The following is a 17,537-nucleotide window of genomic DNA, read 5'->3' on the forward strand; positions in this document are numbered from 1 at the left end:
ATAGTTTTACAATTAACAGTTTAAGTAATTGTAACATTAATTCAGGATTGAAGTTAATCTGAAAAATGCGTCTTTTGCTAATTGATAATCAGCTTTGATTTTCAGAGCTTCAGAATAATAACTGAGAGCAGTAAACCAGGCTCCTTTCTTTTCGTAAATTTTTCCCAGATTATAAAAGGAGAAGTGTTTTGATTGATAATCAGATGCTTCAATTGCCTTTTCAAGCCAGTATATTGCTTCATCATGTTTTTCAAGATTAATCAAATAAGAGCCGATATCATTGTATGGATTTCCATATTCCGGGTCCAAATCAATTGCAATTTTACATTCCTCAATCGCCTCTTCAAATTTTCCATTAAGACTGAATGCCCAGCCTAAATAAGTATGTGCTTTAGGGGTTGGATAATAACCGATAGATTTTTTATATGCTTCAATTGCTTCGTTTATATTTCCATCCAAATGAAATTTAAAAGCTTTATCAAAGTATTCGACTGCTAATAATATTTTATCTTTTTCTACCATTATAAAAAAATCTTTTGAATCAATTCTGATACATATATAATGAAAAGGAATTAAGAATACAACCTTTTGATCCTGGTATTGTTATTTGTCGCAACGCTGCTTCTTTAATAATTTTTTATTGTTTAATTGAAGCACAGACTATCAATCTGTGCTAAAAAATTTCTGTTCATGATTTACTTACGATTCATCATCTTCAGTTTTAACTGCAAACCATTTATATAATGCCGGCAGTACCAACAAAGTTACAACAGTTGATGTAAGAAGTCCTCCGGCAACTACAGTTGCAAGTGGTCTTTGTACTTCACTACCTGTACCAGTAGCAAAAAGTAAAGGTATTAAGGCAATTGCTGTTGTTAAAGCAGTCATTAAAACCGGTCTGACTCTTAAACAAGCTCCCTGTATTGAAGCATCATCAATATTCAATCCTTGCATCCGCAATTGATTTAAATATGTTATCAAAACAATTCCGTTAAGCAGTGCAATTCCAAACAAAGCAATAAATCCTACCGAAGCAGGTACGGAAAGATTTTGTTCAGAGATCCACAAAGAGGCAATACCGCCAACCAATGCCAGTGGTATATTAAGAAAAATCAGCAGCGAGTTTTTTAAAGAATTAAAACTGGAAAAAAGCATTATAAAAATTATAAATAATGTAATAGGCACAACAACCATCAATCTTGCATTTGCTTCCTGCTGAAGTCTGAACTGCCCGCCCCAGGTTACAAAATATCCAGCAGGCAGTTTTATTTTCCCATCAATAATTTTTTGTCCTTCTTCTGCAAACGAACCAATATCCCTTCCTACAACATTACACTGAATTGTAATAAATCTCTGATTGCGTTCACGTGTAATCTGCCTTGGTCCAACTACTTCTTTAATTTCAGCGAGTTGAATTAATGGTACCTGAATACCTTTCGGTGATTCAACTAATAATTTACTGATTGAGTTGATATCTTTTCTAAATTCTTCATCAAACCGTACATAAATATTAAATCGCTTTACGCCTTCAAATATTTGTCCGGCAGTTTCTCCGCCGATTGCAGTTCTTATTGTATTCTGAACATCTTCAACATTAATTCCGTAGCGGGCAATCTGATTTCGGTTAATTACAATTCTCAATTGAGGAGCACCTGAAACCTGATCGACCTGAACATCGGCAGCACCTTTTACTTTTCTGATTTGATCAGCAATCTCACCGGCTTTGTTTTTAAGTACGTCAAGGTCATCACCAAAGAGTTTAATTGCAAGCTCAGCCCTTACCCCTTCAAGCAGTTCATCAACAGACATTTGAATAGGCTGGGTAAAATTTATTAGTGCTCCCGGCATATCACCAAAATCTTTTCTTATCATTTCCTCAAGTTCTTGTTGTGATGCATTATCTCTCCACTGACTGTTTGGTTTAAGAAGGATAAGCATTTCAGCATTATTAACCGGATCTGCATGAGCACCAACTTCGCCCCTTCCAATCCTTGTTACCACTCCTGAGACTTCCGGAATTTTCATTAATCTTTTTTCAGCGATCAGTGTCAGTCGTGTGCTTTCGGTTAAAGATATTGAAGGCGCCATAGTCATTCTTAAAACCAAGGTACCTTCCTGCAGAGTTGGAGTAAACTCGGAACCAAGACGGGGAAAGATTATCACACCGGTAATTATTAAAATAACAGCGAGCACTATTGCAGCTATTCTTTTCTTTACAAAGAAGGTTACAATTGGTTTGTAAACTTTTATTAAAGTTTTAAGAATCCATATCTGCTCACTATCTTCACTTTCAGAATTTTTAGTTTTATCAATATCTTCAGTTTTCTTTTCATTTAGATTTTTCTTTAAGGGAGTTTTCATAAAGAATGAAGAGAGAACAGGTGCAGCTAAAATCCCAAACAAAAGCGAGCCGAACATAGCAAGTGCGATTGTATAAGCAAGTGGTTTGAAAGTTTTTCCTTCAACTCCATGAAGTGTAAAGAGAGGAAGAAAGACAATTATTATAATTATTACGGCAAAAGTTATCGGTTTGATTACTTCTTTAGAAGCTTTAGCAATCACATTAAGTTTTGATTCGCCTGAATAATTTGAACGCAGCAGACGATCCGTATTTTCAACTATAACAACAGCCCCATCCACTATCATTCCTATTGCAATTGCCAATCCGCCAAAAGACATCAGATTAGCTGAGATACCGAAATAATACATCCCGATCATTGTAAACAGAACCGAGAAGGGTATAGCAAATGCAACAACTATACTAGGTCTAACTGCACCAAGAAACACAAACAAAATAATTACCACCAGAACAATTCCTTCAAGCAAAGCTTTAGTAACAGTTTTTACTGCGGCTTCTACAAGTGTCTTCTGCTGATAATAAGGAATGATTTTAATACCTTCAGGAAGTGATTTATTGATTTCTGCCAGTTTATCCTCTACTGCCTGAATTACCGCAGATGAATTAGTTCCAAATAATTTTACAACCATGCCGGAAACAACCTCGCCAATACCATTAGCAGTTTGCACTCCTCTTCTAATTGCACCGCCGATTCTTATATCTGCAATCTGATTTAAATAAACAGGAATTCCGTTTTCAGATTTAAGAACAATGTTTTCGAGGTCTTCAATATTGGAAATAAGTCCTGTAGAACGCACAATAAATTCTTCTGCATTCTTTTCAATGAACTGAGCACCTACATTAAGATTATTAGATTTAATTTTTTCTACAACACTGTTGATTGTTAAGTTGTACCGAAGTAACGAGTTTGGATCAACAACAACCTGATATTGTTTTTCCCAGCCGCCGATACCAAGAATCTCAGTTACTCCCGGAACAGTTTGAAGTTGATATTTTATCAGCCAATCCTGTATTGTTCTTAATTCTTCAAGTGAATACTTTCCGCTTTCATCTTCGAGATAATAAAAAAGTATTATTCCCATACCGGTAGAAATTGGACCCATTTCCGGATCACCAAAACCTTCCGGAATTTGTTCACGAGCTTCAATCAGTCTTTCATTAACTAACTGTCTTGCAAAATAAATATCAGTTCCATCTTCGAAATAAATATTCACTACAGATAAACCGAAGTTTGAGACTGACCTGATAAGTTCAAGATTCGGTAAACCATTCATTGCAGTTTCAACAGGATACGTAACATACTTTTCAATTTCTTCCGGTGCTAACCCTTCGGTAATTGTAAACACCTGAACAAGTGTTGGAGAAACATCTGGGAAAGCATCAATTGGAAGCTGCTTATAACTCAAGTAACCTGCTGCCATAATAATAACTGCAAGCACTGTTATTAACAGACGGTTATGCAAAACAAAATCAATAATTCTATCCATATTATACCTCTTAATGCACGTGCCCGCCGCCAAAAGATTCTTTCTGAATCTCTGACTTAAGTATGAATGAATTTTTTGATACATATTTATCTCCTGCTTTTAAGCCTGAGATAATTTCAATCGTATCATCATTTTCGCCGCCGGTTTTTACATCACTTGGATGGAAACCGCCATCCTCATCTTTAATAAATACAACTAACTTATCATCTAAAGTCTGTAATGCAGTTTTCTCAATAACCAACGCATATTTTTTTTCACTTACATGGACCTTTGCTGTTACAAACATTCCCGGCATCCACCTGCCTGATTGATTATTTAATATAACTCTTCCTGAAGCTGTTCTGGTTTTTTCATTTACAACGGGACTAACATAAGAAATAGTTCCTGTTTCTTGAGAGTCATTTGCTCCAATAGATACAATAGCTTTCTGTCCTGCTTTTATTTTACCAAGATCTTTTTGATAGATATTAAAAATAGCCCAGACTTTGTTCAGGTCTGCAATAACAAATGCGTGCAATTCATTGCCAATAAGTTCACCTTGAGTCATATGCATTTCGATAATAGTCCCATCAATCAACGACTGAACTTCGTAAGTTGCTAAACTTTCATTGCTTTCAATCAAAGCAAGCACCTCGCCTTTTTTTACTTTATCACCTACTGTTTTGAATACTTCTTTAACAATACCTTCAAACCGCGGAATTACGTGAGAGATTCTGGAAGGTTCGGCAATTATTTCACCTGTAAGTTCGATATAATTTTTAATTACACCAGAACCAGCCTCTTTAACTTCAATACCTAATTCTTTCATTGTTTCTTCGGTCATAAATATTTCATCAGAATGTTCTTCTGATTCATTATGTACTTCAGCTTTATTTGTATCTTCGTTTGTATTGCTATCACTGCATCTGATTGATAGGAATAGCAATAACGATGCAGCTATTATCCCAAATAATTTGTATGAATTTACGTTGCTTATTTTATTTATCATTTTATTTTCTCTCTTTTTTACATTGCTGATTTTCTTAACCGCAAAATTTAATTCTCTTCATATAAATCAAGAATATATTAATAGAATTTTTAGACTGAGAATCATATAGATTTTAATTAATCATTAAAAAATTCTTTCCGGTTAGATTTTCAATTTCAATTATTGAATTATAATATTCAGAAAGTTCAAGCAGATATTGTGCTTGTGTATCGAACAGAGTTCTTTGAGCATCGAGCATATCAATAAACGCAAATCTGCCTTGTAAATATCCTTTACTTGTAATCTCGTATGCATTCTCAGATTCTGACAAAATATTTTCATTAAACTGAACCGCATTGTTGTAAGCAATTACTAAATTATTAAAAGAAGCAGTCAGCGATTCAATAATGGAAAGTTTCTGTGCGTTTATCAGCTCTTCCATCTGCCGCACTTTTATCTCTGCAGACTGAATATTTCCCTGGTTTCTGTTAAAGAACGGCAGCGGCATCGATAACCCCGCGACAAAGGAATTTGTCTTAAGTTCATTTAAATACCTTATCCCTAAGCTTGCAGTTAAATCCGGTACCGAGTTTGATTCTTCTAATTCAAGCTGTGCTTTCCTAATATTAGTTTCATTGTTAAGATATTTTATTGAAGGAATATTTTCTATCTCATGAAATATTTCTCTTTATTAGGCGGAGAAATAAGTGCATCAAACAAATCGGATGAAGGAACAAAGTTTTTGCCTGAAGTTCCGCATAATGAATTTATTTTAGTTTGAGTAGATAAATAATCTCTTTGAAAACGCTGTAACTCAAGTCGGCTATTCATTAAAGCAAACTTTTCTTTTGATTCTTCTGCAGGAGAGGTTTTGCCGGCTTTAACACGCTCAGAAATTATTTTTAATATCTCTTCATTCAAATTCACAAACTTATGCTGCAATTTTATCTGATGCTGAATTTTAACAAGCTCAATAAATGCTTTCTTAACCTGTGAAATAACATCAAGTTTTAATAATTCATAATTACTTTTAGCTGAATTAATTTCTTCATTAACAAGGTTAACACGATTATTCCTTTTGCCTCCAAGTTCAAAAAGATAACTTGCTGATAGAGTATATTCTGCTCCTGTAAATCCATTTAATTCCTTACCACCAAGAATATTTTCTATCTCCAGATCTGCTTCTGGATTTGGGAGCAGACCCGCTTGTCTTTTAATGCCCTCCAATGAATTAATATCATAATAATATGCTCTGAGATTAGGATTATTCTTCAACGCCATATCAACAGCATCTATTAAGGATATTTTAATTGTATCATTATTTTCCTGTGCATATCCTGTGAAATAAAAACAAACAGATACGAACAAGACTAAAAGTTTGTTCATAGAAAAACTCCGGTTTTACCAAAAATAATTACTTGAGAAAAAGTATCACTTGAAATTGAACTGAGATAAAAAAATCAGATCAGCAGTGATTTATTGATTAGATAAGTTGGTAGAATATTTAAATGATGAAATGAAGAGTTTTGTAAGTGATCCAACAATGGATTTCTGGTGATATAGTTCGCCAGATTATCCTGAAAAACTGATTCAGAGAAATTAATTTGTTTAGGAACACTTTTAAAACCATTATGGCGTACTAACGATGCGGCTTCAACGAGTTTGCAGTAATCGTTTACAATCTTACAATTAAAATTACCTTCAAGCTGATCAATTATTTCAGAATGGATAAAGTTGAAAGCAAAAATAACTATAATTAAAACAGATAAATTTTTAATGTAGTTAATTAACATAATTATCGTGCTTCAAATATAGATACTGAATTATTTATATGAAAACGTTTGATAAGTTTTGTTAATTATCAAATAAACCAGAATAAAATCTAACCGAATATCACAAACAAGTTTAATTTGGAATTGCAAATAAATAAGGGATGCAGATAACTGCATCCCTATTTGAAATACTAGCTGCCAATGAACTCAGAACCATCTTTATTCAGATTTTTCATATACTTCTCAGGATCTTTTTCAAATTTTGAAACGCATTTTTTGCAGCAGAGCCCGATAGTCTTGCCGTTATATTCAACAGTTCTTGCATCACTATCCAATTCTTCACCTGTTACTGGACATACTTTATTCCAGATTTTAGGATCAGAAGTGTTCAAACTCTGTTGTATCTGCATTTCGTTATTGGATTTATCAGTTGAACAGCAGCTCTTAGAATCTTTTGTTTGTTCCATCTTTTCTTTTTTAACTGTCGTTGTATGATCTTGGGCGGATGTAAAAACACCAGTCAACGAAACGACAACAGCAATAAGAATGAGTTGTTTTAACATTTAGTTACTCCTTTTTGTTTTAAGACATTTAGTTAGTTAGTTTTTTTTCAGCTACAAGCAATTTCAGTATTGGTCTTTATTATATCGGCTTAATATAAAATCAGAGAATTTGGATCTTTTGATGATTAGGTAATTATTTTTTACAACAATCTTTTCCACTACTTACGCGCCTGAATCTCATAAATCCAATAAAAGCCACAAATACAATAAATACAATTCCTACAATTACTTCCATTTTATTTATCCTCTTTCACTTTAAAATCATGTTTTAAAAGATTTTCCTTTGCTTTTTCAAGCGATACTTCCTTGAGTATCATTCCGCATTGGGGACATTCACCCGGTTCATCCGAAATCACATTCCAGCACATCTGATCCTGATAAACTTTTCCATCTTTGTTAACATCAATTAAAGCAAGGTTAATTTCTCCTTCACGAATTATTGAACTTTCATCTTTGGATTCTGAATGATTATCGTGATTCATATCGTGATGCATTTTCTGCATAGTAGAATCGTGCTTCATATGCTCCATTTTATGATGTTCGTCTTTTTTGTCTGTCTTAGGTTTTTCCTGTGCAAATATAAAAGCACTGAAAAAAGAAACAAATACGAAAGCGATTACAAATTGTTTTAACATTATGTTACTCCTTTATTGATTGTTAATATTAAGTGTTATTTATTATCACATTAAGTACATCATCATTGAATTAAATAGTTCGTGAAAATTATTTCAGAATCAACTCACAGTTATCTAATGCATTATCCTTCAATTATTTTACTATAACAAAAAAAATATCATTATAAAAAAGATCTAACTTATATTTTGAACAATTAACTTCTTCCTTTGTCAATACCAACTCACCCTTCTTCCCTCTCTTAAAAAGAGAGGGACTGCTTCCCCTTCTCTTCCTAAGAGAAGGGGCGAGGGGTTGAGTTAAGTAAACAACTCACAGTTATCTAATGCATTATCCTTCAATTATTTTACTATAACAAAAAAAATATCATTATAAAAAAGATCTAACTTATATTTTGAACAATTAACTTCTTCCTTTGTCAATACCAACTCACCCTTCTTCCCTCTCTTAAAAAGAGAGGGACTGCTTCCCCTTCTCTTCCTAAGAGAAGGGGCGAGGGGTTGAGTTAAGTAAACAACTCACAGTTATCTAATGCATTATCCTTCAATTATTTTACTATAACAAAAAAAATATCATTATAAAAAAGATCTAACTTATATTTTGAACAATTAACTTCTTCCTTTGTCAATACCAACTCACCCTTCTTCCCTCTCTTAAAAAGAGAGGGACTGCTTCCCCTTCTCTTCCTAAGAGAAGGGGCGAGGGGTTGAGTTAAATAATAAATTATTCTTTATCTCTTTTATTACGTTGGATAAATCATTCAGAACTTCTTCATTCTTAAATCTGATAACTCTAATCCCAAGATTGTTTATAATATTACTTCTTATAATATCCTCAGTTATTCTGTATTTATGATACTCACCATCAAGTTCAATAATTAATCTTTCTTCGTGGCAGTAAAAATCTGCTACAAAAAAAGAATCCTTCCCGGTTAAATCATAAAACAGTGGATGTTGTCTCAAAAATTTTCTTCCTTCCATATTTCTATTACGAAGAAATTTCCACATTATTTGTTCAGCTTCAGTAGATTTTTTTCTTAACTCTCTGCAAACAAATTTTGCTACTTCTCTAAGTTGTCCTTTTTTGTTAAGACTCATTTAATTTATCCTAAATTATCAACTCACCCTTCCTCCCTCTCTTAAAAAGAGAGGGACTGCTTCCCCTTCTCTTCCTAAGAGAAGGGGCGAGGGGTTGAGTTAAGTAAACAACTCACAGTTATCTAATGCATTATCCTTCAATTATTTTACTATAACAAAAAAAATATCATTATAAAAAAGATCTAACTTATATTTTGAACAATTAACTTCTTCCTTTGTCAATACCAACTCACCCTTCTTCCCTCTCTTAAAAAGAGAGGGACTGCTTCCCCTTCTCTTAGGAAGAGAAGGGGCGAGGGGTTGAGTTCATTTAGTTATTCTCCAAATTCATTCTTCTCAACTCTCTCTTCTTTATTGTATAAAATATTGCAGGATAAACAGTCAACTCCATTATCATACTTGTTAAAATCCCTCCAACCATAGGTGCAGCGATTCTTTTCATCACATCTGAACCAGTTCCTAGCCCGATTACAATTGGAAGTAAACCAAGCAGAGTAGTCATCACAGTCATCATCTTTGGTCTGATTCTTTTTACTGCTCCTTCAAAAATTGCTTCACGAAGATCATCCAGATTTTTTAACAATCCATTCTTCTTAAATTTTTCATAAGATATATCGAGATACAAAAGCATTACAACACCGGTTTCGGCATCAACTCCGAGCAAAGCAATTATACCAACCCAAACTGCAACCGAAAGATTAAATCCTGCTAAATACAAATACCAAATTGCACCAACCATTGAAAAAGGCAGTGCTAACAAAACTATTCCCGTTTTTATTGCAGACTTTGTATTCATATATAACAAAACAATAACGATTAAAAGTGTTAAGGGAATCACAAGCAAAAGATGTGACTCAGCTCTTTCCATATACTCAAATTGTCCGCTCCATTTTATAGAATATCCTGCGGGTAGAGTCAGGTGTTTATCAACAACTTCTTTTGCGTTCTTAATATATGTCCCGACATCAATATCATGAATATCAATATAAACCCAAACATTTGGTCTTGCATTTTCAGATTTGATCATTGATGGACCTTCACGCACAATAATTTTTCCGAGTTGTTCAAGAGGAACGTTTCCACCGCCTGGCAGAGAAACAAGAACCCGTTTAAGCTGATCAATATTTTCTCTATAGTCTCTCTGATATCTCATATTAACCGGATATCTTTGTAAACCTTCAACCGTCTGAGTAAGATTCATTCCACCTACAGAGGTCATAAAAACATCCTGAACATCACCAACAGTTAATCCATATCTTGCAACTGCATTCCGGTCAATTTCAAAATCAACATAATTTCCGCCGAGAGATCTTTCAGCAAAAGCGGAACGTGTGCCGGTAACCGTTTTTACAAGAGTTTCTACCTCTGCACCCAGATCATCCAGTAATTTAAGATCAGGTCCGGCAATCTTAATTCCAATCGGTGTTTTTATTCCGGTTGAAAGCATATCAATTCTTGTTTTTATCGGCATAGTCCAAGAATTTGTTAAACCAGCAATATGAACAGCTTCATCCAATTCATCTACGAGTTTATCTGGGGTCATTCCATCTCGCCACTGATCACGCGGTTTTAACCGAATTGTTGTTTCGAGCATTGTCAATGGTGCTGGATCAGTTGCTGTTTCTGCTCTTCCAATCTTACCAAAAACTGATTCTACTTCGGGAAAAGTTTTGATGATCTTATCAGTCTGCTGAAGAATTTCTTTTGCTTTTGTGATTGAAATTCCCGGTAGTGTTGTAGGCATATAAAGTAAGTCACCTTCATACAAAGGAGGCATAAATTCAGAGCCAAGTTTAGAATATGGAATTACAGTGATAAGGATTATCACAAAAGCTGAGCCCATCACCCACCATCTTTTGTTCATTACAAAATCAACAACAGGATGATAGATTTTAATAAGAACTTTTGTAATTGGATTATCCTCTTCCTTTCTCAGCTTACCACGAACAAGAAAACCGATTAAAACCGGTACGATTGTTACTGCAAGTATTGCTGCGCCAGCCATCGCATAAGTTTTTGTAAATGCGAGCGGCTTAAACATTCTACCTTCCTGCTGCTCAAGTGTAAAGACGGGAAGAAAAGAAATTGTAATTACTAAGAGCGAGTAAAATATAGAAGGTCCGACTTCTTTTCCTGATTCTAGAATAACAGTCCAATGTGATTTTCTTTCAATAACAGGTTTATCTTTTTCCATTGAAAGATGAGTAGCAGCATTTTCAACCATTACAATCGATGCGTCAACCATCGCTCCGATTGCAATTGCAATTCCGCCTAAAGACATAATGTTTGCATTAATTCCCTGAAGCCTCATTATTAAAAAAGAAAACAGAACGGCAGCAGGCAAAGTGAAGATAGCAACAAATGAACTTCTGATGTGAAGAAGAAATGCAATGATCACAAGCGCAACAATTATTGTCTCTTCAAATAATTTTCCTTTAAGATTATCTATTGCACTGTCAATTAGTGTTGATCTGTCATAAGCAATATCAATTGTTATATCTTCAGGTAAAGATTTTTTTAATTCTTCAAGCCGTTCTTTAACTTTATCAATAACCGACAAAGCATTTTCGCCGTAACGGATAACAATAATTCCTCCGACAGTTTCGCCTTCACCATTCCAATCGGCAAGACCTCTGCGAAGTTCAGGACCTACATCAACAACTGCTACATCTCTTAAATAAATCGGCGCTCCGGTTTTTGGTGAATTTCCGATTGCAATACTTTTTAAATCGTCAACATTTTTTATATAACCGAGAGCACGTACCATATATTCCATTTCACCCATTTCGATAACTCTGCCGCCTACATCGTTGTTGCTTCGTTTTATTGCCATCTCAACCATCTGCAGTGGAATATTGTAATAGGCAAGTTTAGTCGGATCAATGTTTACCTGATATTGTTTTACAAATCCTCCAACACTTGCAACTTCAGAAACACCTTCAATTGAATTGAGTTCATATCTTAAAAAGTAATCCTGAATTGAGCGCAGTTCCTGTAAATCGTGCTTATCTGAATTAAGCGCATACTGAAAGACCCAACCAAGTCCTGTAGCATCCGGTCCAAGCTGCATTTTAACTCCGATAGGCATCTGTGCCTGAATAGTGCTTAGATATTCCAATACCCTGCTTCTCGCCCAGTAAATATCTGTTCCATCTTCAAAGGTTACATAAACCATTGAAACGCCAAACATCGAAAATCCCCTTACATCTTTTGCGAATGGAACTGAAAGCATCTTTGTTGTCAGGGGATATGTTACCTGATCTTCAACTATTTGTGGTCCTTGTCCTTCATATTCGGACATAATGATAACCTGCACATCGCTTAAATCAGGAATCGCATCAACCTTAGTAGTTGTTAATGCCCAAATACCAAGTGCGATCAGTGCAATGGTAAAAACTATTACTAAAAATTTATTATTGACTGACCATTCAATGAGTTTAGCAATCAGTCCTTCTTTATTTTGATCTAATGTCATTTGATTACTCCAAAACTTTTTTGCATAAGTGAACTCAGCTCCTTGGTTTCCCTTAGAAACAGAATAAGAGTTTAACAGTTAATCTCTTTTCAAGAGAGCGAGTTTATTTAAACTTATAACCATATTTATCAAGATTAACTTTTATCTCTTCAATCGAATACTCTTTCAATTTCATATTACACAATGGACATCTTCCTGATTCATCAGAAATTACATTCCAATCCATCGGGCATTCCCATAGCTTTCCATCTTTATTCTGATCAATTGATTCAACATCAATTATACCTTGATGAACGATCGAAGAAGTATGATCGTGCTCTTGTTCTTTCATCTTCATTTCTTTCTTCTCATCCTGTTCCTTATGTTTTTCGTCTATCGTATTTGGTTTTTCATCTTTCATTTCCGGCGTTTCAGTTTTATCGGAAGAATGAACAGCAGTTCCTGTTTGAAATTGACTAACCGCAGCTTTAAGATTACTTTCGGAATCAATCAGGAATTGGGCAGATGTTACAATTTTATTTCCTTCCTTTAATCCACTTAAAATTTGATAATAACCATCAGAATAAATCCCAAGCTTAACATGCAGAGGTTTAAATTTTCCATCGCCAAGATCTACAATTACAACATCTGTTTTTCCTGTTCTAATCACCGCGTTTTCAGGAATAACAGGTGCGGGCTTCAACGAAGGTCCATCAATTACAACATTTGCAAACATTGATGGTTTAAGCTCACCTTTTATATTCGGAACATCAATTCTTACTTTAACAGTTCGGGATTGTTCGTCAAGTGTAGGATAAATGAACGACACTCTTCCCTGATAATTTTTCCCTGGCAGAAAATCAAAATTAATATCAGCTTTTGAACCGATCATTACTTTCGGGATTTCATATTCATATATTTCAGCAGTTAACCAGAGATTGGCTAAATTAGCAATCCTCAAAAGTGGTTCGCCTGCCATAATTTTTTGTCCCTGAAGAATATTTTTCTCTAAAACGGTTCCTGAGTTTTGTGCATACAGAGTAACATAAGTTTTCACTTCACGGGTTTCTTTTAGTCTTTCAATTTCGGAATCAGAAACATTTAATAACTGTAATTTTCTAACTGAATTTTTCAGCATTTCATTACTGCTGCTCTTAATTTCTTCAAGAGCACTCCCCTTCAATGAGCCTTGATAGGAAAGTGCAGTTAATAATTCCTGTTGTGCAGAGACAAGCATCGGTGAATATATATCCATCAGTTTTGCACCCTTTGAAACCTGCTGCCCTGTATAATTCACATAAAGTTTTTCAACCCAACCATCAACTTTTGTAGTAACGATATATTCCTGAGTTTCATCTGTAACAAGAACAGCATTTGTAGTAACCTTCGAAGAAAGTTTTTTGTTTTCAACAATCGCTGTTTTGATATTCATATTCTGCTGAACGTGAGGATCAATTGTTACAACACCTTCAGAACCTTCTTCATCTTCATAAACCGGCACATAGTCCATTCCCATTTCATCTTTCTGAGGATGATCAGAAATAATATCCGGATTCATTGGATTGCGGTAAAACAAAATTTTTCTTTCGCCGGATTTTTGATTTTTGTTTTTTATCGGCACTAATTTCATCTCACAAATTGGGCAAATGCCCGGTTCATCAGAAATTATCTGCGGATGCATTCCGCAAGTATAAAGCTGTTTTTCTCCTGAGGCTGTTTCAGAAGAACCGCCGGCAAAAAATAAAAAGTAAGCAGGCACAAGTATTACAACAGCTATTATGGCTATTATTAAAATTTTCTTATTCAATTTATTTTCTCCTAAAATTTTATTCTTTGTCTTTTGAGCTTACGCTTAATAAGTATATTTCAATTTCATTATTCGAATTAATAATTCGTGGTTAATCAATCTTTTTCACTCTATAGAATAAATGTTATTAATCTGTTAAACATTTATGTTAATCTGATGCGAGTAATATTTTAGATTTTAGTTCCTGTTAAAAATTCAAGTTCGGCAATTAGCTTTAGATAATCAGTTTTTAGTCTATACAAATTTTTCTCAATAGTATAAAGATTATCTTGCGCTTCAATAATGTTCATAAAATCAATTTCGCCAACCTGATATGAAGCAAGTGCAGATTTAAAATTTTCTTTTGCTTGCACAAAAGAGCCTTGTTCAACAAGTTCTATTCTTTCTTCTATAGATTTAAGTTTTGCTACTCTCATTCCAAATTCACGTTTCAGCATCTGAATTGAAGCTGAATATTGCTCGCGATACATTTCCTGCATTGATTTTGTCTCATCAACCATTGCACTTGCTTTGCCGCCATAATTAAACGGTAATGAAATATCAAGCATTACCGAGAGCATATTATCAGGCTTCATTCCTTCAACTTCACTTCTGAAAGCATACTGAGCGGAAAGTTTAAACATCGGATAAAAATCATATTCTGCGGCTGATTGATTTAACTTTTCTTTTTCTTCAGATAGTTTAATACCTTTCAGAAAAGGACGATTTGCTTCAGCTCTGAAAATTAAATCATCAACATTTATTTGATTAAATTTTATTTCGGGCAGCGAATCAGTTTTCAATTCTGCTGAAGGATCTCTCAACAGCAGCGAATTAATTACAGATAACTGCTCGTTCTCTTCACTTTTCAATGCTGCAAGCATATCTGACATTTTGGTAATCTCCAGATCAACTCTGAAAATATTTTGCTGGCTTGCATCAGCAACAGAATACATAGATCTTACAACCTCAAGTATCTGTTTCATCAGTTTACGCGATTCAATAGTTAACTGAGTTTCTTTACGGATGTTAATTAATTCATAGTAGCTTTGAGTTATATCTTTAATGATCTCATTTCGTTTATCTATGTATTCCTGTTTTACAATTTCAACATCTTTGCTGTTCACTTTCTCTTTTGCACTTAACATTCCGGGAAAAGGAAATTCCTGACTAAGTCCTACGACTTTAGCAGTCATCATATCTTTATTAAAAGAAAATGATGGGAGCGGAAGGCTCATCACACCAAGCGTAAGCATCGGGTCTGGCAGATTTGTGTTTTGCTGAATCCGGTTTTCTGAAGCATTGATTTTTGCCTGATACATTTTTAGTTCCGGACTTACCTGCAATGCTGCATCAATCAAATCATGCAGAGGTTGAACTTGTGCAAAAGAATTACTTATAAGTGCAATTAATCCAATTATTAAAACTCTGATTTTATTCATCTTAATTATTCCTGTTATTGTTTTAACCTCGTGCTCTTCCTTTAATGCAATAGAAGAAAAGGCAAATGAGGTGAATAAATTTTAAATACTAAAAGTATAATGGACTGGCTTAACTAGTCCAAAGAAATGGAAGACAGAAGTATCAAATCAGAAGTATTGAGTTTGTAATATAAAGATCGTGATGTATTAGAAATGGTGGGGATGAATTATTATGAAAACATAAACTGTTTGAAAGTTCTACAGGTAAATGTAAGATTTCTACAGAGTGTAAAATATTTTCATTTGCTGAAGGATCTAAACTGGTTTTATTGGTGAGATATTGATCTTCAACTTTTTTATAAACAAATTTTGTCTGGCAGCAGCTTGACTGATCAAACGTAATTGACGGTTCCTGTTCAGCAGTCTGATTACTGCAACAACTGGAACTGACTGGTGCATTATGCATCGTGCATTGTTCTCTTTCAGAAACAGCCATTTTACAGAGAGTAATTGTTATCGGTAATCCTGCTGTTGAAATAACAAATAAAAATAAAAGTGAAAATATTTTAATTTTTCTAATCATCGCTGATTAACATATCTAAATAATTGTTCATAAGCAATGATGATGCCGGCTAAAATGTTGCGGAATTTTAGAAATCTTTCATAAATTATTTTTCATAGGTGGAATGTGTCAGATATATTTTCCTGAAATCAAGATTCCGGTTTTCAAAGATTCGCAGTAATCATCAGATAAGTCCAATATGAAATATCACTGTTTCCGAAGTATGAGCTCATCAAATCATCCGGTAAAAACAAACTTCCACCCCAGCTTAATGCAGTTCCTCTTATTAAATTATACTTTACTGTTAAATCTAATTCCTGACCGAAAGTATTTTCATCCGCTATTGAGTTTTTATTCGACATAAAATGATGAAGCTTTACATCAAAATTCCATTTTGAATTTTCCGGAGAAAAATTTCCTGTAAGATAAAAATCATTTAAACCAAGATTACCAGTATTTGTTGCAACATTAATAAAGTAATCCATGTATCCGTAAAATTTATGGTTAGTACCATATGCTGGCTGAAAAGTGTTCATACTTGTCGAGAAGTCATCGGGATCTGTACCTGACAGCAAATCAAATCCTAAGCCCAGTTTTGCTTCATCAAAAGAATAATTTCCTGAAAGTGAAAACAGATAAGCAGATAAATCTCTTCCTAACATATCACCAAAGTGGAAAGCAGCTTCTGAGATAATTGAAAGTTTGTCGTAATTTCCCCAGTAACTTCCTCCTAAAGTAAACATATTCAGAAAACAAGTGTCTTCGGCTATTTCTGTTCTGTCAATCTCATAATAGCCGAATAAATCAAACTTACTTTTTTCAGTCAACGTATTCTGCTTCCAGAATCCATAAATACTTCTGGAGGGAGTTGATTGTCCGGGTGAGAGATACATACCTGGTGTTGCGTTTGCTATGTAATTTACTGATTCATCAATCCTTAAACCGAACAAATCAAGCTTCCAGGTTTCTGGCAAAATAGTAAAACGAACTCCATCAAACGATCTCCCGACATAATGTCAGCCAACTGCACCGAAAAATCTTTCTGTTCCATAAGCAACTTCAAATCTTCCTGCCTGTATTTGCCAATCCCAATCAAACAGTTTATTAAATTTTAAGAAGCCCTGATGAAGATCAAAGTTATCAATCGGAGTAAGTGTATTTGGTTCTTCACCAAAGACTCTTGAATCCTGAAATTGAACTAAAAACGAAACGACCTCCTCGAATGTTTTTTCAACTCCAAGTCTTGTTCTCATGCTCGCAAACGTCAGCGGATGTGTACTGTTTGAAAAATCTCTTACGTCTAATTCAGTTCTGAGCTGGATTTGTCCGTTGAGTTTCCATCCTCCGCCAAGATCCTGTTGGGAAAAAATAATCGGTGATAGAGTTAATAAAACTACAAATGTTAAATTCGATATTTTCATTTCTCTCTCTCCGCT

General features: G+C 34.3%; 15 protein-coding genes. All 15 read right to left on the reverse strand.

From position 1 onward, the window contains the following. Window positions 1-36: 36 nt before the first annotated feature. Window positions 37-522: a tetratricopeptide repeat protein gene (locus tag ROY99_14000; GenBank protein MDT3697491.1), complete on the reverse strand. Its 486-nt coding sequence runs from the start codon at window positions 520-522 to the stop codon at window positions 37-39. 177 nt (window positions 523-699) lie between these two features. After that, window positions 700-3,846: a CusA/CzcA family heavy metal efflux RND transporter gene (locus ROY99_14005; GenBank protein MDT3697492.1), complete on the reverse strand. Its 3,147-nt coding sequence runs from the start codon at window positions 3,844-3,846 to the stop codon at window positions 700-702. A gap of 10 nt (window positions 3,847-3,856) precedes the next feature. Beyond that, window positions 3,857-4,834, reverse strand: a complete 978-nt coding sequence (locus ROY99_14010) for an efflux RND transporter periplasmic adaptor subunit (GenBank protein ID MDT3697493.1) — start codon at window positions 4,832-4,834, stop codon at window positions 3,857-3,859. 112 nt (window positions 4,835-4,946) lie between these two features. Next, on the reverse strand, window positions 4,947-5,495 hold the full coding sequence (locus ROY99_14015; protein MDT3697494.1) for a TolC family protein: 549 nt from the start codon (window positions 5,493-5,495) through the stop codon (window positions 4,947-4,949). After that, entirely contained in the window at window positions 5,480-6,199 is a 720-nt protein-coding gene (locus ROY99_14020) for a TolC family protein (GenBank protein MDT3697495.1), read from the reverse strand. The genes ROY99_14015 and ROY99_14020 overlap by 16 nt, the downstream gene beginning before the upstream one ends. Before the next feature lie 74 nt (window positions 6,200-6,273). Continuing rightward, window positions 6,274-6,606, reverse strand: a complete 333-nt coding sequence (locus ROY99_14025; GenBank protein ID MDT3697496.1) for a hypothetical protein — start codon at window positions 6,604-6,606, stop codon at window positions 6,274-6,276. A gap of 170 nt (window positions 6,607-6,776) precedes the next feature. After that, the gene (locus tag ROY99_14030) at window positions 6,777-7,148 is read right to left on the reverse strand and encodes a YHS domain-containing protein (protein MDT3697497.1); all 372 of its coding nucleotides are present in this window, start codon (window positions 7,146-7,148) and stop codon (window positions 6,777-6,779) included. A gap of 236 nt (window positions 7,149-7,384) precedes the next feature. After that, on the reverse strand, window positions 7,385-7,783 hold the full coding sequence (locus ROY99_14035) for a heavy metal-binding domain-containing protein (GenBank protein ID MDT3697498.1): 399 nt from the start codon (window positions 7,781-7,783) through the stop codon (window positions 7,385-7,387). 684 nt (window positions 7,784-8,467) lie between these two features. Continuing rightward, the gene (locus ROY99_14040) at window positions 8,468-8,878 is read right to left on the reverse strand and encodes an endonuclease domain-containing protein (GenBank protein ID MDT3697499.1); all 411 of its coding nucleotides are present in this window, start codon (window positions 8,876-8,878) and stop codon (window positions 8,468-8,470) included. Window positions 8,879-9,188: 310 nt separating this feature from the next. Continuing rightward, window positions 9,189-12,353: a CusA/CzcA family heavy metal efflux RND transporter gene (locus ROY99_14045; protein MDT3697500.1), complete on the reverse strand. Its 3,165-nt coding sequence runs from the start codon at window positions 12,351-12,353 to the stop codon at window positions 9,189-9,191. Window positions 12,354-12,456: 103 nt separating this feature from the next. After that, window positions 12,457-14,139, reverse strand: coding sequence for an efflux RND transporter periplasmic adaptor subunit (locus tag ROY99_14050; GenBank protein MDT3697501.1), 1,683 nt, complete (start codon window positions 14,137-14,139; stop codon window positions 12,457-12,459). Window positions 14,140-14,309: 170 nt separating this feature from the next. Next, window positions 14,310-15,560 carry a TolC family protein gene (locus ROY99_14055; GenBank protein ID MDT3697502.1) on the reverse strand — a complete coding sequence of 417 codons (1,251 nt, stop codon included), beginning with the start codon at window positions 15,558-15,560 and terminating at the stop codon, window positions 14,310-14,312. Between the two features lie 142 nt (window positions 15,561-15,702). Next, a complete protein-coding gene (locus ROY99_14060) occupies window positions 15,703-16,122 on the reverse strand; it encodes a hypothetical protein (protein ID MDT3697503.1) in 420 nt (139 codons plus the stop codon). Between the two features lie 143 nt (window positions 16,123-16,265). Beyond that, window positions 16,266-17,075, reverse strand: coding sequence for a hypothetical protein (locus ROY99_14065; GenBank protein ID MDT3697504.1), 810 nt, complete (start codon window positions 17,073-17,075; stop codon window positions 16,266-16,268). A gap of 42 nt (window positions 17,076-17,117) precedes the next feature. Further along, on the reverse strand, window positions 17,118-17,522 hold the full coding sequence (locus ROY99_14070; protein MDT3697505.1) for a hypothetical protein: 405 nt from the start codon (window positions 17,520-17,522) through the stop codon (window positions 17,118-17,120). Window positions 17,523-17,537 lie beyond the last annotated feature (15 nt).

It is taken from the genome of Ignavibacterium sp., from assembly GCA_032027145.1.
GTDB lineage: Bacteria > Bacteroidota > Ignavibacteria > Ignavibacteriales > Ignavibacteriaceae > IGN3.

Excerpts from the sequence above, each read along its gene's own strand:
- ROY99_14000 (MDT3697491.1), bottom strand. The coding sequence starts at position 522 with ATGGTAGAAAAAGATAAAATATTATTAGCAGTCGAATACTTTGATAAA.
- ROY99_14005 (MDT3697492.1), bottom strand. The coding sequence starts at position 3,846 with ATGGATAGAATTATTGATTTTGTTTTGCATAACCGTCTGTTAATAACA.
- ROY99_14010 (MDT3697493.1), bottom strand. The coding sequence starts at position 4,834 with ATGATAAATAAAATAAGCAACGTAAATTCATACAAATTATTTGGGATA.
- ROY99_14020 (MDT3697495.1), bottom strand. The coding sequence starts at position 6,199 with ATGAACAAACTTTTAGTCTTGTTCGTATCTGTTTGTTTTTATTTCACA.
- ROY99_14025 (MDT3697496.1), bottom strand. The coding sequence starts at position 6,606 with ATGTTAATTAACTACATTAAAAATTTATCTGTTTTAATTATAGTTATT.
- ROY99_14030 (MDT3697497.1), bottom strand. The coding sequence starts at position 7,148 with ATGTTAAAACAACTCATTCTTATTGCTGTTGTCGTTTCGTTGACTGGT.
- ROY99_14035 (MDT3697498.1), bottom strand. The coding sequence starts at position 7,783 with ATGTTAAAACAATTTGTAATCGCTTTCGTATTTGTTTCTTTTTTCAGT.
- ROY99_14040 (MDT3697499.1), bottom strand. The coding sequence starts at position 8,878 with ATGAGTCTTAACAAAAAAGGACAACTTAGAGAAGTAGCAAAATTTGTT.
- ROY99_14045 (MDT3697500.1), bottom strand. The coding sequence starts at position 12,353 with ATGACATTAGATCAAAATAAAGAAGGACTGATTGCTAAACTCATTGAA.
- ROY99_14055 (MDT3697502.1), bottom strand. The coding sequence starts at position 15,560 with ATGAATAAAATCAGAGTTTTAATAATTGGATTAATTGCACTTATAAGT.
- ROY99_14060 (MDT3697503.1), bottom strand. The coding sequence starts at position 16,122 with ATGATTAGAAAAATTAAAATATTTTCACTTTTATTTTTATTTGTTATT.
- ROY99_14070 (MDT3697505.1), bottom strand. The coding sequence starts at position 17,522 with ATGAAAATATCGAATTTAACATTTGTAGTTTTATTAACTCTATCACCG.